This is a genomic window from Paenibacillus herberti, from assembly GCF_002233675.1.
Lineage (GTDB): Bacteria > Bacillota > Bacilli > Paenibacillales > Paenibacillaceae > Paenibacillus_O > Paenibacillus_O herberti.
On the sequence record NZ_NMUQ01000001.1, the window covers coordinates 582,231 to 598,228 of the forward strand.

Consider the following 15,998-nt stretch of genomic DNA (forward strand, 5'->3'; position numbering starts at 1 on the left):
GAGGATTGAAGGTTGCACTTTTTATCATAATTAGTTATTCTTTATACATAGAATAACTAGGTAAGGTGGTGCTGTCATTGCGTAATGAAATGATTAAGGGTTACATAGATGCGATTGTTCTGTCCGTGCTTCGGCGGAATGATGCATATGGCTATGAAATCTCGAAGATTATACAAGAGGAGACCGAGGGACTTTTGGACATGAAGGAAGGCACGTTGTATCCCGCTTTGAAACGGATGGAAGCGAACAATTACATTGAAGGTTATTGGGATACACGTCCATCAGGTCCGCGGCGGCGATACTACCGAATCACGGAACAGGGTCTGAAAAAGCTGCAGGAAAATAAACAAGCCTGGGTAGGCAATTTACGAATTATTAATCTTTTTTTAGGAGGGGAGGCACGTGGATAAGGTTCGGCATTACATTGATCGTATATTAAAACAAAGTTATTTGACCAAGCGGGAGAAAAAGCTATATGCCGAAGAGATGGAAACCCATCTCCATTGCACGGTAGAAGAGTTGCTCAAGCAAGGCTTCAGCTCGGAAGAGGCGGTTGATAAATCGATTCGACAGTTTGGTTCAACAGAGGAATTGAACGACGAACTAACAAAAGAGACCTACGGGTATTCAGGGAAGTCCATTCGTAAGGCGAGCATTGGTCTGTTTCTTTTGCTTTTATGCTCTACGACTGGAGGTCTCTTCCTAAGCAAATTCGGAGTACATAATCGTTATGTTGAAATTTTACCGATTTTTTTTATGATGATGCTATTTTTATGTTTATCACTTCTGTTAACACGCAAGAACGTTGATCGGATTTGTTTAGCGTCGGTTCCTTTATTGTTCGTTGGCGGGTACCTCCAGGCTTATTTTCAGGTATTTGTACATGCATTTGAAGGCCAGGGATTCGAGTTCACGTTATTTCAAAATTTGTTCTTTAGCGGTGTTTATGATACTACGGGAGGCCTTTCTGACTTCTCATTTGAAGTAATGGGCGTGGGGAGTATAGGCTTGGTTATCCAATCAATCATCCTGTATTCAATTTGTGAAAATCGTTCTATTGCCCTGTTGCCTTTCGGATTGTCAATCGTTTTAACACTACTGCACATGGTAACGTTCAGACTTTATGCTTTAATCGGTTCGTCAATTAACTCTCCTGTTTATTTCGGATATGAACGACTCGCTCAAGGTGACCCAGCTCGAATTGTCGACATAGCGCTAAAGTCCTTCGTGTGTCTACTAATCTTCATTGTAATCGGTTTGTTCGACTACTACATATCTCATCGCAAAATACGCTTGATTCAATGAGGTTTAAACCATTTGGGAAGGATCGCCATCATGCCAAAGGTAACATGCAATTCAATATCGCTTTATTATGAGACTTACGGAGAAGGCCAGCCTCTTGTATTAATTAGCGGGCTAGGCGGAGACCGCACTTTTTGGCAATCGAGTTTAGAGAGCTTATCATCCCGATTTCAAGTCATCGTCTTCGATACACGGGGCAGTGGGAAAACCGAAGCGCCAACAAGTGAGTACAGCATGAAGCTTTTTGCGGATGATTTAGCTGCGTTATTGGATGCTCTAAACATACAAAAAGCGAATGTGCTGGGCTTTTCCATGGGCGGAAATATTGCGCTGACCTTTGCTCTCAACTATCCAGAAAGAGTGGAAAAGCTAATTATAGCTGCTTCTTTTGCCGTAATGAACCAACAGGCAAGACTGTTTCTCGATGCTGTTTTATCGGTGTATGAGGGCGGAGCTTCGGCCAAACAGATGTTTCAGTTAATTGCACCATGGTTATTTTCGGCGACGTTTTTAAGCGATCCCAATCATGCGGCTTATCTTATGTATGACGAGGAAGACCCGGAGGAGCAACCGTTATACGCGTGGAAAAATCAATACTTGGCTCAACAGGCATTCAACGCCGTATCGCGGCTGCATGAGATAAAGATTCCTACGCTGATTATTTCAGGGGGAATGGACCGGCTCGCTCATCCAGAAGATTCGATACTGCTGGCGAATAAGATTGAACATGCCGTTCTTCGTAATATCCCTGAATCCGGACACTTAATCAATTATGAATATCCGGATGAGTTTCATCGCTGCATTTTAGAGTTTTTGTAGAGATAATTCTAATTTTCCGAGAAATGAAATCGATAGAACGGGGTATATGCTGGTATTTCATGATGGTTTTGACAGCCCGTTCGGGCTGACCTAATAGACATTTAAAAGCCTTTAAACACTCGGATATCCGAGTGTTTAAAGGCTTTTTCTATCACTGTGCTTCATCCCTCGATTGCTGGTCTCGAAACAAATTCACACCCAGTTCCTCAAGCACATCAATTGCCTGCTCAAGGGGCAGTTTCGGTAAATTAAACTCATAATTAATCACTTCTCGAACTTCGCTGCGGTTAGCTAATATGCGTTTTTCGACCTGCCCTCGGCTGTTCCGGATGCTGAGCACATTGTTGACTAAGGAAAGGGATCGCTGTCGCTCCAATTGCCAAATCTGACAGCGTAAAAAGGAGGTGAATACACCATTTGGCGTGTAATAGTTTTTAATCGCTTTTTGAAAATCATTAAAGTGGTAAGTTATACGCGTATCGAACGTCCAGATCATTTCAGTAAGCTCTTCCCCGTCCACCGACCGGTGATAAGTGTACGTTCCGGGTTCATCCCCCGGGCGCAGCCTTATTTCTATGCCGCCGTAATGGGACACCTGATTAGGATCGGTCTCCAATCGAACGGGTTCAAAAAAAGGAGCGCTGTTCCCGCAATCCACGTACATTTTTTCTTGCTCATTCGGGAGTCGGACCAGCAGTGCAACATGCCCGCCGCCCAATAAAGCATAACGGCTATGGAATCCAAGTCGGTTAAGCAATTCGTGGAGACTACTGTTTATGACATAACAGGTGCCTCCCATGTGATGCTGAAAGAGCTGCTCTACAAACTTCTGTTCATCTTGCTGGAGATGTTTTTGTTTGTGGTAAGCTGTGAAATTCATTAATGTGCTGATGTTTTCAAAAGGAATGCGATTCAGATGAGCGGTGCAAATCATCTTTAAATATTCATAAGAAGGTTGTTGAACCGGAACTTGAATGTAGTTCAAATATTGGATAGCCCATGCTGGTAATGGCTTTTGCATCAAGGTAATCTCTCCCTTCTGTACTTCATTTATTATAAACGTTGACACTAGTGTCATAGTCAAGATGAAACACATTGGCCCGGAGTCGATCCCATCTGCTTTGGCCGCCAACATGAGCTGCATCGTCCATTCTAAGCAATCCCACTCCAATTAAGTTTCCACAAAATTCATCCTAAAAATTGCTTTACAGGTTATGGAGCGCTGTTATATTATCTAATAGGACACCGAAAGGTGTCGGATAAAAACCATGAAATGGGCGGGGATTTAAATGTATATACTGACAATTGTTCTTCAAAGTTGGCTGCTTTTCTCTATGGCATTTTTCGGTGTAAGCAAGATCACAGGAGCTCAGCATCAGGTGGAACTGTTTGACTCGGTCAAACTTCCTCAGTGGTTTCGCGTCATTACCGGTTATGTTCAAATTGTCGGAGCCATTGGACTCGTAATTGGCTACTGGTATCCGGGGGTTGCTGCGTGGTCTGCAGTACTGATCGGCGCTATGATGCTGGTAGCGGTTGTCACACATCTTAGAGTTAAACATCCGATCGGAAAAATGATCCCGGCTTTGTTAAATCTTTTCATTGCTGTTGCAGTTGTAATTCTATATGCAGACGAACTGTCTCATTTTTTTGGATGAGCTCCTAAATCTATTTAGCTGCTCCAGCAAAAGCAAAACGGGAGGAGACTGAGCCAAGCTCAGTTTCCTCCCGTTTTTCTGTACATGCTACTATGGAATTTCTTTCAATACTAACTAAATTCATCGCTCATCAGCCGACGGTTAATACTCTAACGGAACTCAGAGAGCTTATTTCCCATCAAATACGGGTTCGATTCGAAACTATCGAAGCCAGCTAAAACATGGAGGACGTATGGTAACGGCCCATCGTTGAAAACATACTACTAATCGTTGTTCAGCTATATGTTCGGGCTTGAAACCGACCTCTACACTTGAATAAACAGGCTCTCGCTTGTCGAATGCTGTCGAGTTATTATTAAAGACATAACATCAATAGATGAAGCGGCGGGATGGATATGAGACGGTTGTTGGCGATTCGAAACTATATTCCTTTTACTTACAAAATGATGATTCCTTATCTTGTGCTCGTGCTAATTACGGATGTCGTCATTGGGTATGTTTCTTATTCGATGCTTGTCCAATCCCGCACGGAGGTCGCGAAGACGGGTATCCGCGCGGCGCTGGATCAGACGAGGAATAACGTTGAGTATCGAATGGACGAGATACAGGGGATGTCCGATCTACTGTTTGGCAGTCTGCCTTTTCAGCGCGCCTTGCAAACAAAAGGAGACCGCTTGACGATGTACTATGCAATGCTCGATGAAATCATTCCACAGTTAGAGGCTCCGCTCAAGCTGATTGGCAGTCCAATTCGGATCATTTTGTACACGGATAATGAGGACATCTGGGAGGCTGGAGGCGCGACTCTCCATAAACCGATTACGCAAAGTGATTACTTCGTGCGTAAGTTCTCCATGCTGGAAAACAGCAACTGGTTCCCTGCATTTCAGGCCGCGAAAAAGGATAATGTATGGCTTCAGGCTGACATGGATACAAAGCTCGGGAATTTTTCTCACTTCCGCAGGCTCGTATCCTACACCGATTATATGACGGTTATCGGCTACGTTCGGATCATAATCAATTTTGATAGCTTGCTCGGCAATCTGGTCCTTGATCCCAATGAGCGGGGCATGGTACTACGGGTGCTGGACACTTCCTCCGGAGGCATTTTGTATTCGCGTGGAGCTGAGCTGGAAAAAGGTGGGACAAGCGATTATCTCAGCCTGCGCGAAGCCATACCCGATACCACATATGCCATCGAGGTTTTGGTTCCGAATGAGTATTTGAAAACTGATGCGAAAGAGCTGCAGTGGATCATCGGGCTAATTTGCGCAGCGAGTTTTGTGTTAATGGCTCTGATCGGGTTTCTCGTGGCCAATCTATCAGGCAAAAAAATGAAACGAATCGTCTCGCATGTCCGCTCGTTCCAGCAAGGCGACCTTCGCCAGCGAATCGACTTCACCGGCAATGATGAATTTGTACTAATTGCCCATTCCTTCAACCGGATGGCGTCTAGCATTCAGGAGCTCATCCAGAGCGTTTACGAGCAGGGGCTCCAGAAGAAACAGGCGGAACTGGAGGCGCTGCAGGCGCAGATCAATCCGCATTTTCTTTATAATGCGCTATCGACGATCAGTAGTCTCACAAACCTCGGGGAACCGCAGAAAGTAACCGAGATGGTGAAGGGACTTGCTCAATTTTACCGACTGACGTTGAACGAAGGCCAGGTACTTATTCCGCTCGAGAAAGAGCTTGAGCAGGTGCAGGCTTACTTAGGCATTCAGAAAGTAAAACATGCCGACGGGTTCCAGGTGTACATCGAGTTGGACCCGGAAATCCGCGATGTGAAAATCATTAAGCTGCTGCTACAGCCTTTTGTGGAAAATGTGTTTAAGCATGCTTGGTTTGGAGAGACGATTGCAATTCGCATAACGGCGAAGCGGGACGGGGATCGCCTGGAATTGAAGGTAATCGACAATGGGATCGGGATGAAGAAAGAGCAAGTCGAAAAAGTGTTGCGTAGCTCGATCCAATCGAATACGTACGGGCTGAAAAATGTAGAAGATAGAATCAAGCTTCGGTATGGACCCCAATATGGCGTTCGGATCGCCAGTATTTATGGCGGTGGCACGACGGTTCAAATATTGCTGCCACTGCACACGGAATTTTACAAGGAGCGCACCGATTCGGAATACGTCGGTTATCGCGCGTAAAGGAGCACAGATACGATGGATATTACGATTTTGCTCGTGGACGACGAAGCGGTTGATCTAGCATGGCTGCGGGTGAGGGTGGAAGGCAGCGGGCATGATTCACTAAAGATCGCTGGAACGGCGAAGAGCGGATTTGCCGCACTCAAGCTGATGGAGCAGGAGAGAATCGACATCATTCTGTCCGATATTCGCATGCCGATTATGACAGGGACGGAATTTGCGCGCAAAGCGAAGGAGATCAATCCGGCCGTTCATATCGTGTTTATCAGTGGACATGAGGATTTTGGCTACGCCAAGGAAGCGATCCAGTTGAATGCCGCCGGGTATTTGCTGAAGCCTGTAGCGGACAACGAGCTGAATGAAATGATTGCGAATTTATGCATGAAGGTGGAAGCCGAGCGGGAAGTTAACTCCTCTGTGACGGAAGCGGTGTCCCTTGTTCAGCGTGAGGTTTTGCTGCGTTGGTTCCGCAACCCCTTGCCAGAACATGCGGAAGAGCGTGTACAGCGCTTTTTGGACCCGCTGCTACGGGAAGGCGCTGCGGTAGCGCTTATCGAGGTGGATGATCTAGAGTACAACACAAAATCCATTTCGATCGAAGAACGGCGTAAGCTGCTGTTAGATGTGGAGCAGTTTATTCAGGAATTTGTACACAATAATCGATTAGGTGTCGTTATGACTGGTTTTGACAATCGCTATCTGCTGCTAATTACGATTGAAGAACAAATATGCCGCCCTGTTCTGGAAAAGATGGTGGGTACTTTCGGCCGCGTATTTCCATTCACAATTACGATTGGGCTCGGCCGGTTTGCGTTGGTATCGGAAGGACTTCATGATTCGTACGGCCAGGCGGAGTCCGCACTGAATACAAAATGGATACTAGGCAAAAACAAAATCATAATCCAGGACAAGCTGGCTCCGCCAACTCCGCTTCTTGCATCCGGACTTCCGGCGGAAGTGGATCTGATTGTCGACGAGATGCTTCCGGCGATGCTGGAATACGATCTCGTCAAGATCGATGACAGTCTCATGCGGCTGTTCCAGCAGGATAAGGATGCGCAGCCTCTTCCGAAGAGCGCGTCGTACGATCTCATCTTTCGGATGACATCCAAGCTGCATGCTGACTTGAAACATAGGAACGAGAATCTTTATGAGCTGCTGGATTGGGAGTCACATATGCCGTTAGTACTATTTGAATTCGAGACGATCCATGATCTGATTTCATGGCTGCGGCGGAGGTTTTTTGAGGTGTCGGAGATGTTGTTCCTGAAGCAGCGAAGGCAGGAGCGGAAGCTAATTGGGGATATTACACGCTACGTGGAGGAACGGCTGGAGTTTAAGGTGACACTGAGGGAAGTCGCTGCACACTTCGAATTCACACCGAATTACCTGGGTCAGCTGTTCCGGGCGGAAACCGGCGTAGCATTCAGCGATTTTTTGAATGATATGCGGATGAAGCGGGCTTGTGCGCTGCTCGATGATCCACGGATGAAAGTATATGAAATTGCTGACCGAATCGGTTACAAAAATATTATTTATTTCAATCGGCAGTTTAAGCAAGTGACGGGTATGACTCCAGGTGAGTACCGCAAAAAGAATAAAATATAAAGAGATCGATCGTAGAATTTGGTTTACTTTTCGTTGATCTGCTGAATTATGTTCCATCTCTGGGCTCCCTATAATTAAGACCAGAGAGAGGAGAGATCAGCATGAGTGAAAGACGACACCGGTTTTGGCATGACGTGGTTAAATACAGAACCCTGCTGCTAATGCTGGCGCCTGCCGTACTGTTATTCTTCTTGTTCAGTTACATCCCGATGAGTGGAATTGTAATCGCGTTCAAGAGATTCGACTATGTAGGCGGTGTGTTCGGTAGCCCCTGGGTTGGATTAGATAACTTTAAATTTTTCTTTGAATCGGGTGACGCTTGGCGTGTAACCCGCAATACAGTTTTGTACAATCTGGGCTTCATTATTCTGGGCAATCTGCTTCCTATGATAACGGCGATTCTGCTGTTCGAGGTCGGCGGCAAATGGTTCCGCAAGTTAACCCAATCGATGCTGTTCCTGCCTTACTTCATTTCCTGGGTCGTTGTTGGTTCAATCGCATACAACTTCTTCAGTTACGAAGTAGGCACGATCAACGGTTTGTTGACGTGGATCGGTATGGATCCTATCGATATCTACAATACACCTGCTTATTGGCCGGTCATACTACTTGTAGTGAATACTTGGAAAACACTGGGGTATGGAACCGTTATGTATTTAGCCGCAATTACGAGTATCGATAAAGAGATGTATGAGGCGGCCGAGATGGATGGAGCCAATGTGTTCCAGCGGATTCTCCATGTCACCGTTCCGAATTTGTACCCAACGCTAATCATTCTGGTACTTCTGGCAATCGGTAACATTTTCCAAGGAGACTTCGGTATGTTCTACAACATGATCGGTAACAATGGTCTGCTGTTCTCCTCAACGGACGTAATCGACACCTTCGTATTCAGACTGCTTATCGGCTCCAACGAAATCGGTATGTCAGCAGCAGCAGGCGTTTATCAATCGGTTCTCGGTTTTGTGACGATTTTGCTGGCGAACTACGCGGTACGTAAATATGACAAAGAACGCGCACTATTCTAACTTAGGAGGGATTGCATGAGCGCAGCAGTCGTAAAACACAGTAAAGACCGCATTCTATTGTCGGTCATCGGATACACCTTGCTAGCCATCCTGGCTTTCCTATGTGTGGTGCCGTTCCTTCTCATTCTGTCGTCATCGCTTACAGACGAGAACACCATCCGCATGGAGGGATACAAGTTGTTTCCAACGGTATTCTCCACCGAAGCTTACAAGCTGCTGTTCGAGTATCCAGAGGCGATGATTCGTGCTTATGGTGTAACTCTGATGGTCACGATTATTGGAACGGCGGTTGGACTTTTCCTTACCGCAATGAGTGCCTACGTACTTTGCCGGAAGGACTTTAAATGGCGGAACCAATTCACCTTCTATTTCTTCTTCACAACACTGTTCAGCGGCGGCCTGGTGCCGTGGTATCTGCTGATCACGAACTACTTGCAGTGGAAGGATACACTTACAGTGCTGATTGTGCCATCGCTAATGAGCGTGTTCTACATGATTGTCATGAGAACATTCATGGCGGGTATTCCCGAGGCCATTACGGAATCGGCTAAAATCGACGGAGCAGGTGATTTCCGGATTTTCATGCAGCTGATCATCCCGCTGTCCAAACCGGCGCTCGCGACCATCGGGCTGTTCACCGCACTGAGGTACTGGAATGACTGGTATATGGCGCTGCTGTTCATCTCTAAGGAAGATCTTGAGCCGCTGCAATACTATCTCTATAAGATGCTTGGCAATATGGAAGGGCTCCGCACAGCGATGCTTGGCTCAGGCGCTGGTGTTTCGATCGACATTCCCGGCGAAAGCCTGAAAATGGCCATGACGGTCGTTGCTTGCGGCCCGATCTTGTTCGCTTATCCATTCATTCAGAAATACTTTGTGCAAGGCTTGACGGTTGGCGCAGTTAAAGGATGATCTCAGGGAAACCTGGTTTATCACATAGCATTGCAATTCATACAAGGGGGAAACAACATGATTAAACGGAGCAAACGTCAGCTTGGACTTGCGGTAACGAGTATGCTCGCTGCAACAATGGTGCTGAGCGCATGCGGTCAAGCAAACAAAGCCGCGGATAATAGCCCGGCGGCCAACAACACGGCTGCGAGCAATTCGACGAATACCGGCGAAAAAGGAAATACCGCAGCTGACACTTCTACGGAAGTAAAGCTGAAAATGGTCTTGCTCGGTGCTAAGCCGGCTGATTATGATCAAGTGTTCGCCGAGATTAATAAAAACCTTAAAGAGAAAATCAACGCGACGGTTGAAGCTGAGTTCCTGGCCTGGTCCGACTGGAGCCAAAAATATCCGCTGAAATTCGCGGCGAACGAAGATTTCGACATCATTTATACGTCTAACTGGGCTCAATATACCGATCAAGCAACCAAAGGTGGTTTCCTAGAGCTGACGGATGATCTGCTCTCGCAATATGCTCCGCAAACATGGGCGGCTATGCCAAAAGTGAAATGGGACCAAGCTCGAATCAACGACAAAATCTATATGATTCCTTCCAACAAAGCGAATGAGTTCACGGACAAGCTCGTCCTGATCCGCGACGATTTGCGCGAGAAGTACGGCCTAGAGCCGGTAAACAGCCCGGAAACGTATGCGGCTTATTTGAAAGCGGTCGCAAAGAACGAAAAAGGCATCACACCGTACGGCCTGGAGTCGGCCGAGACGAACAATCATAACCTAGACAAGCAACTGCTTGTTCAGAAAAACAACTGGAAAGAATTCGCAGGAATTCCGTTCACCGTTAAGACGGATGACGCAAAAGCCCAGGTGTTTAATATGTACGAAACGCCTGAGTTCGATCAGCTTCTAACGTACTATAAGGATCTCGCGGACAACGGCGGCTGGTCGAGAAACGCGCTGACAAGCAAGAGCAGCACGACGGATGACTTTAAAGCAGGCAAGCTTGCTTCGATGTCGCATAACGTAACGGCGCTTGGCGGCGTTATGGCGGACGCTCTAAAAGCGCATCCGGACTGGAAGCTGGCGCTTGCCGACCTGTCCCCGGACAGCAAAAAATCCGCCGCGATCTCCACGCAAAACGGCATGGCGATTCACGCTACGTCCAAAAAAGCTGAGCGTGCTCTGATGGCGCTGGACCTGTTCCAAAACGACAAGCAACTCCACGATCTTGTCATGTATGGTATCGCTGGCACGAACTACACGCCAGAAGGCGACGACAAGTTCAGCAAAACGGACAAATTTGCTAATTACAACAGTTTCTCGAACTGGTCATGGACTTCTACGCTGGACCGTGTAGATACCAACTACCCGCAGGCAGCGCAAGAGATCGAGAAACAATGGGCTGGCAAAGTGTTCAACTACGAGCTGGAATCGTTTGTGTTCGACAAAACCAAAGTTGTGAATGAAGTGGCAAACGTTGGTAATGTTATGACTCGTTATCTGGCACCGCTTGAGTACGGCCTGATTAAAGATTTGGATAAAGGTAAAGCTGACTTGATCAAACAAATGAAAGCGGCAGGCTCGGATAAAATCCAAGCTGAGCTGCAAAGCCAAATTGACGCCTTCCTTGCGAAATAACAACAAGGATCGTTAAGGCGCAGGATGCAAAGCGTTAGCCGCTTTGCATCCTGTTTGTTTTTGTACAGGCATTATGTCCGGGTCAAGGATTGCCGAAAATCTATATTTCTCGAGGAGCGTTGCTATGCAAGCGGCGTCAAGCATTTATGTGAAGGATTTTGAGCAAGGAGATGATGCGGAGCGGATTCGCGCAGCAATTCAACGCGCGCTTGCTACAGGGGCGGAGCGAATTGTTTTTGAACCGCGTCGATATCTCCTTCAGAGTACCGTGATCATTCAAACAGAGGGCTTCGCACATGATGCCGGCAGTTCGGATGAAGGCAGTAAGGCATCTCATATCGTCATCCTTGGAGCGAAAAAGCTGACGCTGCAAGGTGCAGTAGATGAGTTTGGCGAGCCGGCCACCGTATTGGTTGGGTACAATGATGGGCAAATCCATGATTATTTGCCGTCGATTTTATGGTGCGAGGATTGCTCGGACTCCACCTTGCGAGATATTGCGTTTACCCGGGAGCCGGAATTTGCCTCGGCAGGCGTCGTTGTTTATAAGGATGCCAGCAACATCGTAGTTGAGGTGTTTGAGGGTAATCCTTGCACCGAGACGATGGGCGCTTTCTGCATGAATCGGTTCGATCCGTCGACCGGCAACCTCATAGGTGAGAGCGTAACTTATGGCGATGGAGCGGGCAACCTGTTTGTTCGAACAGGAGAGTCACAATTGACGCTGAATAGCCCCATGGTAGCAGGCAAAGTGGAGGTTGGTGAGCATCTTTCCTGGCATCAAGGGGCGCGCACGGATTTCCAGACGTATTTTGCCCGCTGTGATCGGCTAAGCTTGTTGAATATCCGGACGTTTAATGCCAACGGCTTCGCCATGTTAACGGAAAATTGCCGCGGCATCTCGGCGGACCGCGTCGTATTCCGCCCGGACGGTAATCGTTTGTTCACGGCGCCAAGAGATGCGTGGAAGCTGTTCAAATGCAGCGGTAATATCGACATCAGCCGGATGGTTGTGGAAGGCGTGCGGATGGATGGCCAGAATATGCACAGCAATTGGCTTGTGATGCAAAGCGTCTTGAACCCTCGCGAGGCGGTATTCTTTTGCAAATATACCCCTGCACCGCTAGTGGTAGGTAGTGATGTGGAGCTGCATGACGGGGAGCGAGTCATCAAAGTTCGGATTGCCAGCTGGAGCCATAGGGGCAAAGGAGAGCATGGCAATTATTATAGGATCCAATTCGAACAGGATCTGCCCGAAGAGGCGCGTGAAGGCATGCTGGGAGCTGCGAACTGCTGGGAGCCTGATCGGTATATATGCCGGGATTCCGAATTCGTCAACATTGCTGGTGCGGGCCATCTCGTACGTTGTGATCATCTGTACATCCTTAACTGCACTTACAGGAACACGATGAATCCAGGTATTCTGCTCGGCGCGGAGATGCCAATCCATTCGGAGGGCGGCCACGCGACGGACATTGTCATTAAAAACTGTGAATTCGACAACTGTGGCTTCTTTCCAAGATACGAGGCAGCGGGTTGTATTGGGGTCAAATCGGCAGGTTTCCACGGTAAGTTTAACCGCGATATTTTGATCGTCAACAATGTTATGCGCAATTCACGAATCGGCGTCCATGTCATCGATGGGGATGAAATCTATCTGATTGGCAATACGTTTGACAGCGTGGAAGTTCCGGTGCTGACCGACGAAGAAGTGAACGGGCGGATATATCAGATGAATCATCGAATAGTGGAGTAATCGAATAATCCTATAATCTAGGCGAAAAAGGGGCGTTTCTTCCAAGTGGAAGAGCGCCCCTTTTAAACGTGGATTGTATGCGATTTACGGTAAATTGAAGGGTTTATGCCAAATGATTTTTTAAAGCTTTTGCTCAAATGATGCTCGTCCGCAAAGCCGCAGCGCTCTGCGATGTCAGATAACGTGAGTGGAGTTTTCTCCAGGAGCTGTTTCACCTTTTCCATGCGAATTCTCTGTACGTACTCGCTCGGCGTCATCTGGAATTCCTTACGGAACATACGATTGAGCTGTACGGGGCTTAGACCGAGCTCATAGGCGGTGGCATTAACCGCAGGGCCAGTGGCCGAATGTTCCCCCAGCAGCTTCAGCGCCCGCCGGGCAAGGGGATTGTCGCTCGCTGGAACGGTAAGCGACTGCTGATGGGTTTCTAAAACATGGAGCAGCCACAAATCGCGCAGCAGATGTTTCCTGAATAATTGGGCGGTGGGGCTGTGATCGGACATGGACTCCCGCAGCAGCGCCGTTGTGGAGCGAAAGCGGCGCGTATGGCCGGGGCGAACCCGTCCGTCCGTGTTTGTTACCTCATCAAGCCGTTGCGGACTGCGGCCTCTCCAATCGAAGCCCAAAAAATGAAAGCTTAGCCCGCTCGTGACACGGCGAAAAATCGTGTCCGGGGGCACGATGATCCAGTCGTTCCGCTCCGCTTTTAACCATGGAGCCATATGGCCGAGCTGATAGTCAAAGCTGCCTTCATCAACGATAAAACCGGCCCAGTGTGAGTAGGTGTCATGCGGCTTTTGGAATTCCGGCGTCATTTCAATAAAGGTGTAAAACAGCAGATCCGGCTCCCAATTCGGATTCATAGAGCAAGCCTCCGGAGTGAAATAATATACAAGAAATATGATAACTCCTTACATTATCAAAGTATATATCAACATATACAATGTTAACAAATGACAAGGAGGTCTCACCCTAATGACTACACTGACAAGAACTGATTCTGCCCCGCTAACGATTTCGGGAGTAATGCCGCATCTCAGCGTATCGGCGACGATCGACGGCCCTCGCTCCGAAGGAGGCATCGGCGCGCTTATGCCTTGGGCAAACCGCTTGTGGTTCATCACCTATGTTGCCCATACAGATGGTACGGGCGGCGGTACCGGCCTGTTTGAAGTGAATGAGCGCATGGAAATTACGAAGCGTCCTGAAAGCGTTGTCGGCACTTATGCGAACCGCATGATTCACAGTGCGTCCAGCCAGTTGGTTATGGGACCGCATTTCATTGATATCCATGGTAATGTCCGCACGGTAACTGAGCTGGTCGGCCATCGTTTGACGGCTTCCATGCCCCATTTGACCGATATAGCCAATAAAGTATATGTACTAACGATGGAAGGACTGCTGTTCGAGACGAATGTCTATACGCTGGAAACAACGCTGCTGTTCGATCTGCTCAAGGAGTTGAACGTATCCGAGAAATGTTATCCACATTTTAAAGGCGGTTGGACGAAGGATGGACGTCTTGTCGTTGCTAACAACACCTACGACGAGCAAGAATATCTCGGTCAAAAAAGCGATGGCAGACTCGCCCAGTGGGACGGCCAGACGTGGACGATTTTGGAAGAGCAGCCGTTCTGTGAAGTCACTTCATCGGGTGAAGCACCGCTGTTCGCAACCGGCTTCGACAAGGCGTCGGCCATTCTAAAAACGTTCACCAACGGGGAGTGGTCGACGTACCGCCTGCCGAAAGCGACCCAGGCGATGGACCATATGTGGTTTACGGAGTGGCCGCGTATCCGCGAGGTGGAAACCGAGCGTCTGCTGATGGATTTCCACGGTATGTTCTATGAAATGTCGCATAACGCCTTTGGCGGCAAAATCTGGGGGGTGCGTCCGATTAGTACGCATCTGCGGATGATCCCGGACTTCTGCTCCTGGAGAGGCATGCTCGTGCTGGCGGGCAACCAGGTTACTCCAATTATGGACTCCAATCTGCTGGCCGGGGAGCCGCAGTCCAACCTGTGGTTCGGCAAAACCGACGATCTGTGGTCATTTGGCAAACCTGCTGGTTGGGGTGGTCCTTGGTGGGAAACGGAAGTTAAGGCAGGCGTAGCGTCCGATCCGTATTTGATGACCGGCTTTGATCGCAAAGTGCTTCACCTGACGCATGAATCGTCGCAAGAAGTATCCTTCGATGTACAAATCGACTTCCTTGGCAACGGAACGTGGAAAAAGTATACAACGATCAAGGTGTCCGAGGATGGCTACGCTCATCATGTATTCCCGGACGGCTTCAGCGCCCACTGGGTACGCATCGTGCCGCAAGCGGATTGCAAAGCAAGCGCGCATTTCATTTACTCTTAAGAGCACACTTTATTTACTCATAATAGGCAAGACCGGAGCTGGCTTTACAGGCAGCCCCGGTCTTTTTTTATTGGGATTTTCATAGCGGCATACTGTCTTGTGCAATAACGTTGTTACAAATAGACGCATATCGCGAACGCGATATGCGATTGCAATAGGCAAAAAGATTCATTCCAAACAAAAAAAATAGGCTAAAAAGTTTATTAAAAACTCTCTCATTCAGCAGGAGAAGAGTGCGAAACGGCGAATACCAATCTGCTAGTGGGAGAAAGTGGGGCAAAGTGGTGATTTGGGGGAGAGAGGTGGGGAAGGCCAATGTTTCTTGGAGAACATCAGCACAGCTTAGATGACAAAGGCCGCCTTACTGTACCGTCCAAATTCCGCGACAATCTAGGTCCTGTTTTCATTGTAACCCGCGGGCTCGACAACTGCCTGTTTGTGTATCCGATGGAAGAATGGAAACAACTTGAGCAAAAAATTCGCCAGCTCCCGCTTATGAAGGCGGACGCACGTGCGTTTAGCCGCTTTTTCTTTTCAGGTGCGGTGGAATTGGAGCTCGACAAACAGGGAAGGGTAAATTTACCCAATCATTTGACGGAGTATGCGAAGCTGGAGAAGGATTGCATGGTGCTCGGCGTATCTAGCCGAGTGGAGATCTGGAGTAAGCCGGTTTGGGAAGGTTACTACGAGCAGTCGGAAGAAGCCTTCAACGACATTGCTGAAAAATTGGTGGATTTCGACATTCAATTCTGATTCACGT

The 15,998-nt window shown here is 48.0% G+C and carries 14 protein-coding genes; 12 read left to right on the top strand and 2 right to left on the bottom strand.

Annotated features, from left to right (window positions below; all coding sequences use genetic code 11):
- Positions 1 to 77 precede the first annotated feature (77 nt).
- From CGZ75_RS02715 to CGZ75_RS02725, 3 genes are read left to right on the top strand one after another with little or no spacing between them, the layout of a single operon-like run.
- Positions 78 to 410, top strand: coding sequence for a PadR family transcriptional regulator (locus tag CGZ75_RS02715; RefSeq protein ID WP_089522754.1), 333 nt, complete (start codon positions 78 to 80; stop codon positions 408 to 410).
- Entirely contained in the window at positions 403 to 1,305 is a 903-nt protein-coding gene (locus tag CGZ75_RS02720; RefSeq protein WP_089522755.1) for a permease prefix domain 1-containing protein, read from the top strand. Before CGZ75_RS02715 ends, CGZ75_RS02720 begins: the two co-directional genes overlap by 8 nt.
- 12 nt (positions 1,306 to 1,317) lie before the next feature.
- Positions 1,318 to 2,121, top strand: a complete 804-nt coding sequence (locus CGZ75_RS02725) for an alpha/beta fold hydrolase (RefSeq protein ID WP_176444651.1) — start codon at positions 1,318 to 1,320, stop codon at positions 2,119 to 2,121.
- Positions 2,122 to 2,272: 151 nt separating this feature from the next.
- Here the strand turns inward: CGZ75_RS02725 and CGZ75_RS02730 are convergent, their stop codons facing one another.
- Positions 2,273 to 3,142 carry an arylamine N-acetyltransferase gene (locus CGZ75_RS02730; protein ID WP_176444652.1) on the bottom strand — a complete coding sequence of 290 codons (870 nt, stop codon included), beginning with the start codon at positions 3,140 to 3,142 and terminating at the stop codon, positions 2,273 to 2,275.
- Between the two features lie 268 nt (positions 3,143 to 3,410).
- On the opposite strand from CGZ75_RS02730, the gene CGZ75_RS02735 reads away from it, so the two are divergent.
- From CGZ75_RS02735 to CGZ75_RS02765, 7 genes are all read left to right on the top strand, one after another.
- Positions 3,411 to 3,779 (top strand): DoxX family protein, encoded by a 369-nt coding sequence (locus tag CGZ75_RS02735; protein ID WP_089522758.1) that lies wholly within the window; start codon positions 3,411 to 3,413, stop codon positions 3,777 to 3,779.
- A 395-nt stretch (positions 3,780 to 4,174) separates the two neighbouring features.
- Entirely contained in the window at positions 4,175 to 5,932 is a 1,758-nt protein-coding gene (locus CGZ75_RS02740) for a sensor histidine kinase (RefSeq protein WP_245850677.1), read from the top strand.
- 15 nt (positions 5,933 to 5,947) lie between these two features.
- Entirely contained in the window at positions 5,948 to 7,540 is a 1,593-nt protein-coding gene (locus CGZ75_RS02745) for a response regulator (RefSeq protein WP_089522760.1), read from the top strand.
- A 101-nt stretch (positions 7,541 to 7,641) separates the two neighbouring features.
- A complete protein-coding gene (locus tag CGZ75_RS02750) occupies positions 7,642 to 8,568 on the top strand; it encodes an ABC transporter permease (protein WP_089522761.1) in 927 nt (308 codons plus the stop codon).
- Between the two features lie 15 nt (positions 8,569 to 8,583).
- Positions 8,584 to 9,483 carry a carbohydrate ABC transporter permease gene (locus tag CGZ75_RS02755; protein WP_089522762.1) on the top strand — a complete coding sequence of 300 codons (900 nt, stop codon included), beginning with the start codon at positions 8,584 to 8,586 and terminating at the stop codon, positions 9,481 to 9,483.
- Positions 9,484 to 9,540: 57 nt separating this feature from the next.
- Positions 9,541 to 11,118, top strand: coding sequence for a DUF3502 domain-containing protein (locus tag CGZ75_RS02760; protein WP_089522763.1), 1,578 nt, complete (start codon positions 9,541 to 9,543; stop codon positions 11,116 to 11,118).
- 124 nt (positions 11,119 to 11,242) lie between these two features.
- Positions 11,243 to 12,874, top strand: a complete 1,632-nt coding sequence (locus CGZ75_RS02765; protein WP_089522764.1) for a hypothetical protein — start codon at positions 11,243 to 11,245, stop codon at positions 12,872 to 12,874.
- A 62-nt stretch (positions 12,875 to 12,936) separates the two neighbouring features.
- On the opposite strand, the gene CGZ75_RS02770 is transcribed toward CGZ75_RS02765, so the two are convergent.
- Positions 12,937 to 13,737 (bottom strand): helix-turn-helix transcriptional regulator, encoded by an 801-nt coding sequence (locus CGZ75_RS02770; protein ID WP_089522765.1) that lies wholly within the window; start codon positions 13,735 to 13,737, stop codon positions 12,937 to 12,939.
- A gap of 112 nt (positions 13,738 to 13,849) precedes the next feature.
- On the opposite strand from CGZ75_RS02770, the gene CGZ75_RS02775 reads away from it, so the two are divergent.
- Together CGZ75_RS02775 and mraZ are read left to right on the top strand one after the other, a co-directional pair.
- Positions 13,850 to 15,238, top strand: a complete 1,389-nt coding sequence (locus CGZ75_RS02775) for a hypothetical protein (RefSeq protein WP_089522766.1) — start codon at positions 13,850 to 13,852, stop codon at positions 15,236 to 15,238.
- A gap of 315 nt (positions 15,239 to 15,553) precedes the next feature.
- On the top strand, positions 15,554 to 15,991 hold the full coding sequence (gene mraZ, locus CGZ75_RS02780; RefSeq protein WP_089522767.1) for a division/cell wall cluster transcriptional repressor MraZ: 438 nt from the start codon (positions 15,554 to 15,556) through the stop codon (positions 15,989 to 15,991).
- Positions 15,992 to 15,998: the final 7 nt, after the last annotated feature.

What these genes read in the sequence shown, in the direction of transcription:
- CGZ75_RS02730 (WP_176444652.1), bottom strand. Translation starts at nt 3,142, where the DNA reads ATGCAAAAGCCATTACCAGCATGGGCTATCCAATATTTGAACTACATT.
- CGZ75_RS02735 (WP_089522758.1), top strand. Translation starts at nt 3,411, where the DNA reads ATGTATATACTGACAATTGTTCTTCAAAGTTGGCTGCTTTTCTCTATG.
- CGZ75_RS02740 (WP_245850677.1), top strand. Translation starts at nt 4,175, where the DNA reads ATGAGACGGTTGTTGGCGATTCGAAACTATATTCCTTTTACTTACAAA.
- CGZ75_RS02745 (WP_089522760.1), top strand. Translation starts at nt 5,948, where the DNA reads ATGGATATTACGATTTTGCTCGTGGACGACGAAGCGGTTGATCTAGCA.
- CGZ75_RS02750 (WP_089522761.1), top strand. Translation starts at nt 7,642, where the DNA reads ATGAGTGAAAGACGACACCGGTTTTGGCATGACGTGGTTAAATACAGA.
- CGZ75_RS02755 (WP_089522762.1), top strand. Translation starts at nt 8,584, where the DNA reads ATGAGCGCAGCAGTCGTAAAACACAGTAAAGACCGCATTCTATTGTCG.
- CGZ75_RS02760 (WP_089522763.1), top strand. Translation starts at nt 9,541, where the DNA reads ATGATTAAACGGAGCAAACGTCAGCTTGGACTTGCGGTAACGAGTATG.
- CGZ75_RS02765 (WP_089522764.1), top strand. Translation starts at nt 11,243, where the DNA reads ATGCAAGCGGCGTCAAGCATTTATGTGAAGGATTTTGAGCAAGGAGAT.
- CGZ75_RS02770 (WP_089522765.1), bottom strand. Translation starts at nt 13,737, where the DNA reads ATGAATCCGAATTGGGAGCCGGATCTGCTGTTTTACACCTTTATTGAA.
- CGZ75_RS02775 (WP_089522766.1), top strand. Translation starts at nt 13,850, where the DNA reads ATGACTACACTGACAAGAACTGATTCTGCCCCGCTAACGATTTCGGGA.
- mraZ (WP_089522767.1), top strand. Translation starts at nt 15,554, where the DNA reads ATGTTTCTTGGAGAACATCAGCACAGCTTAGATGACAAAGGCCGCCTT.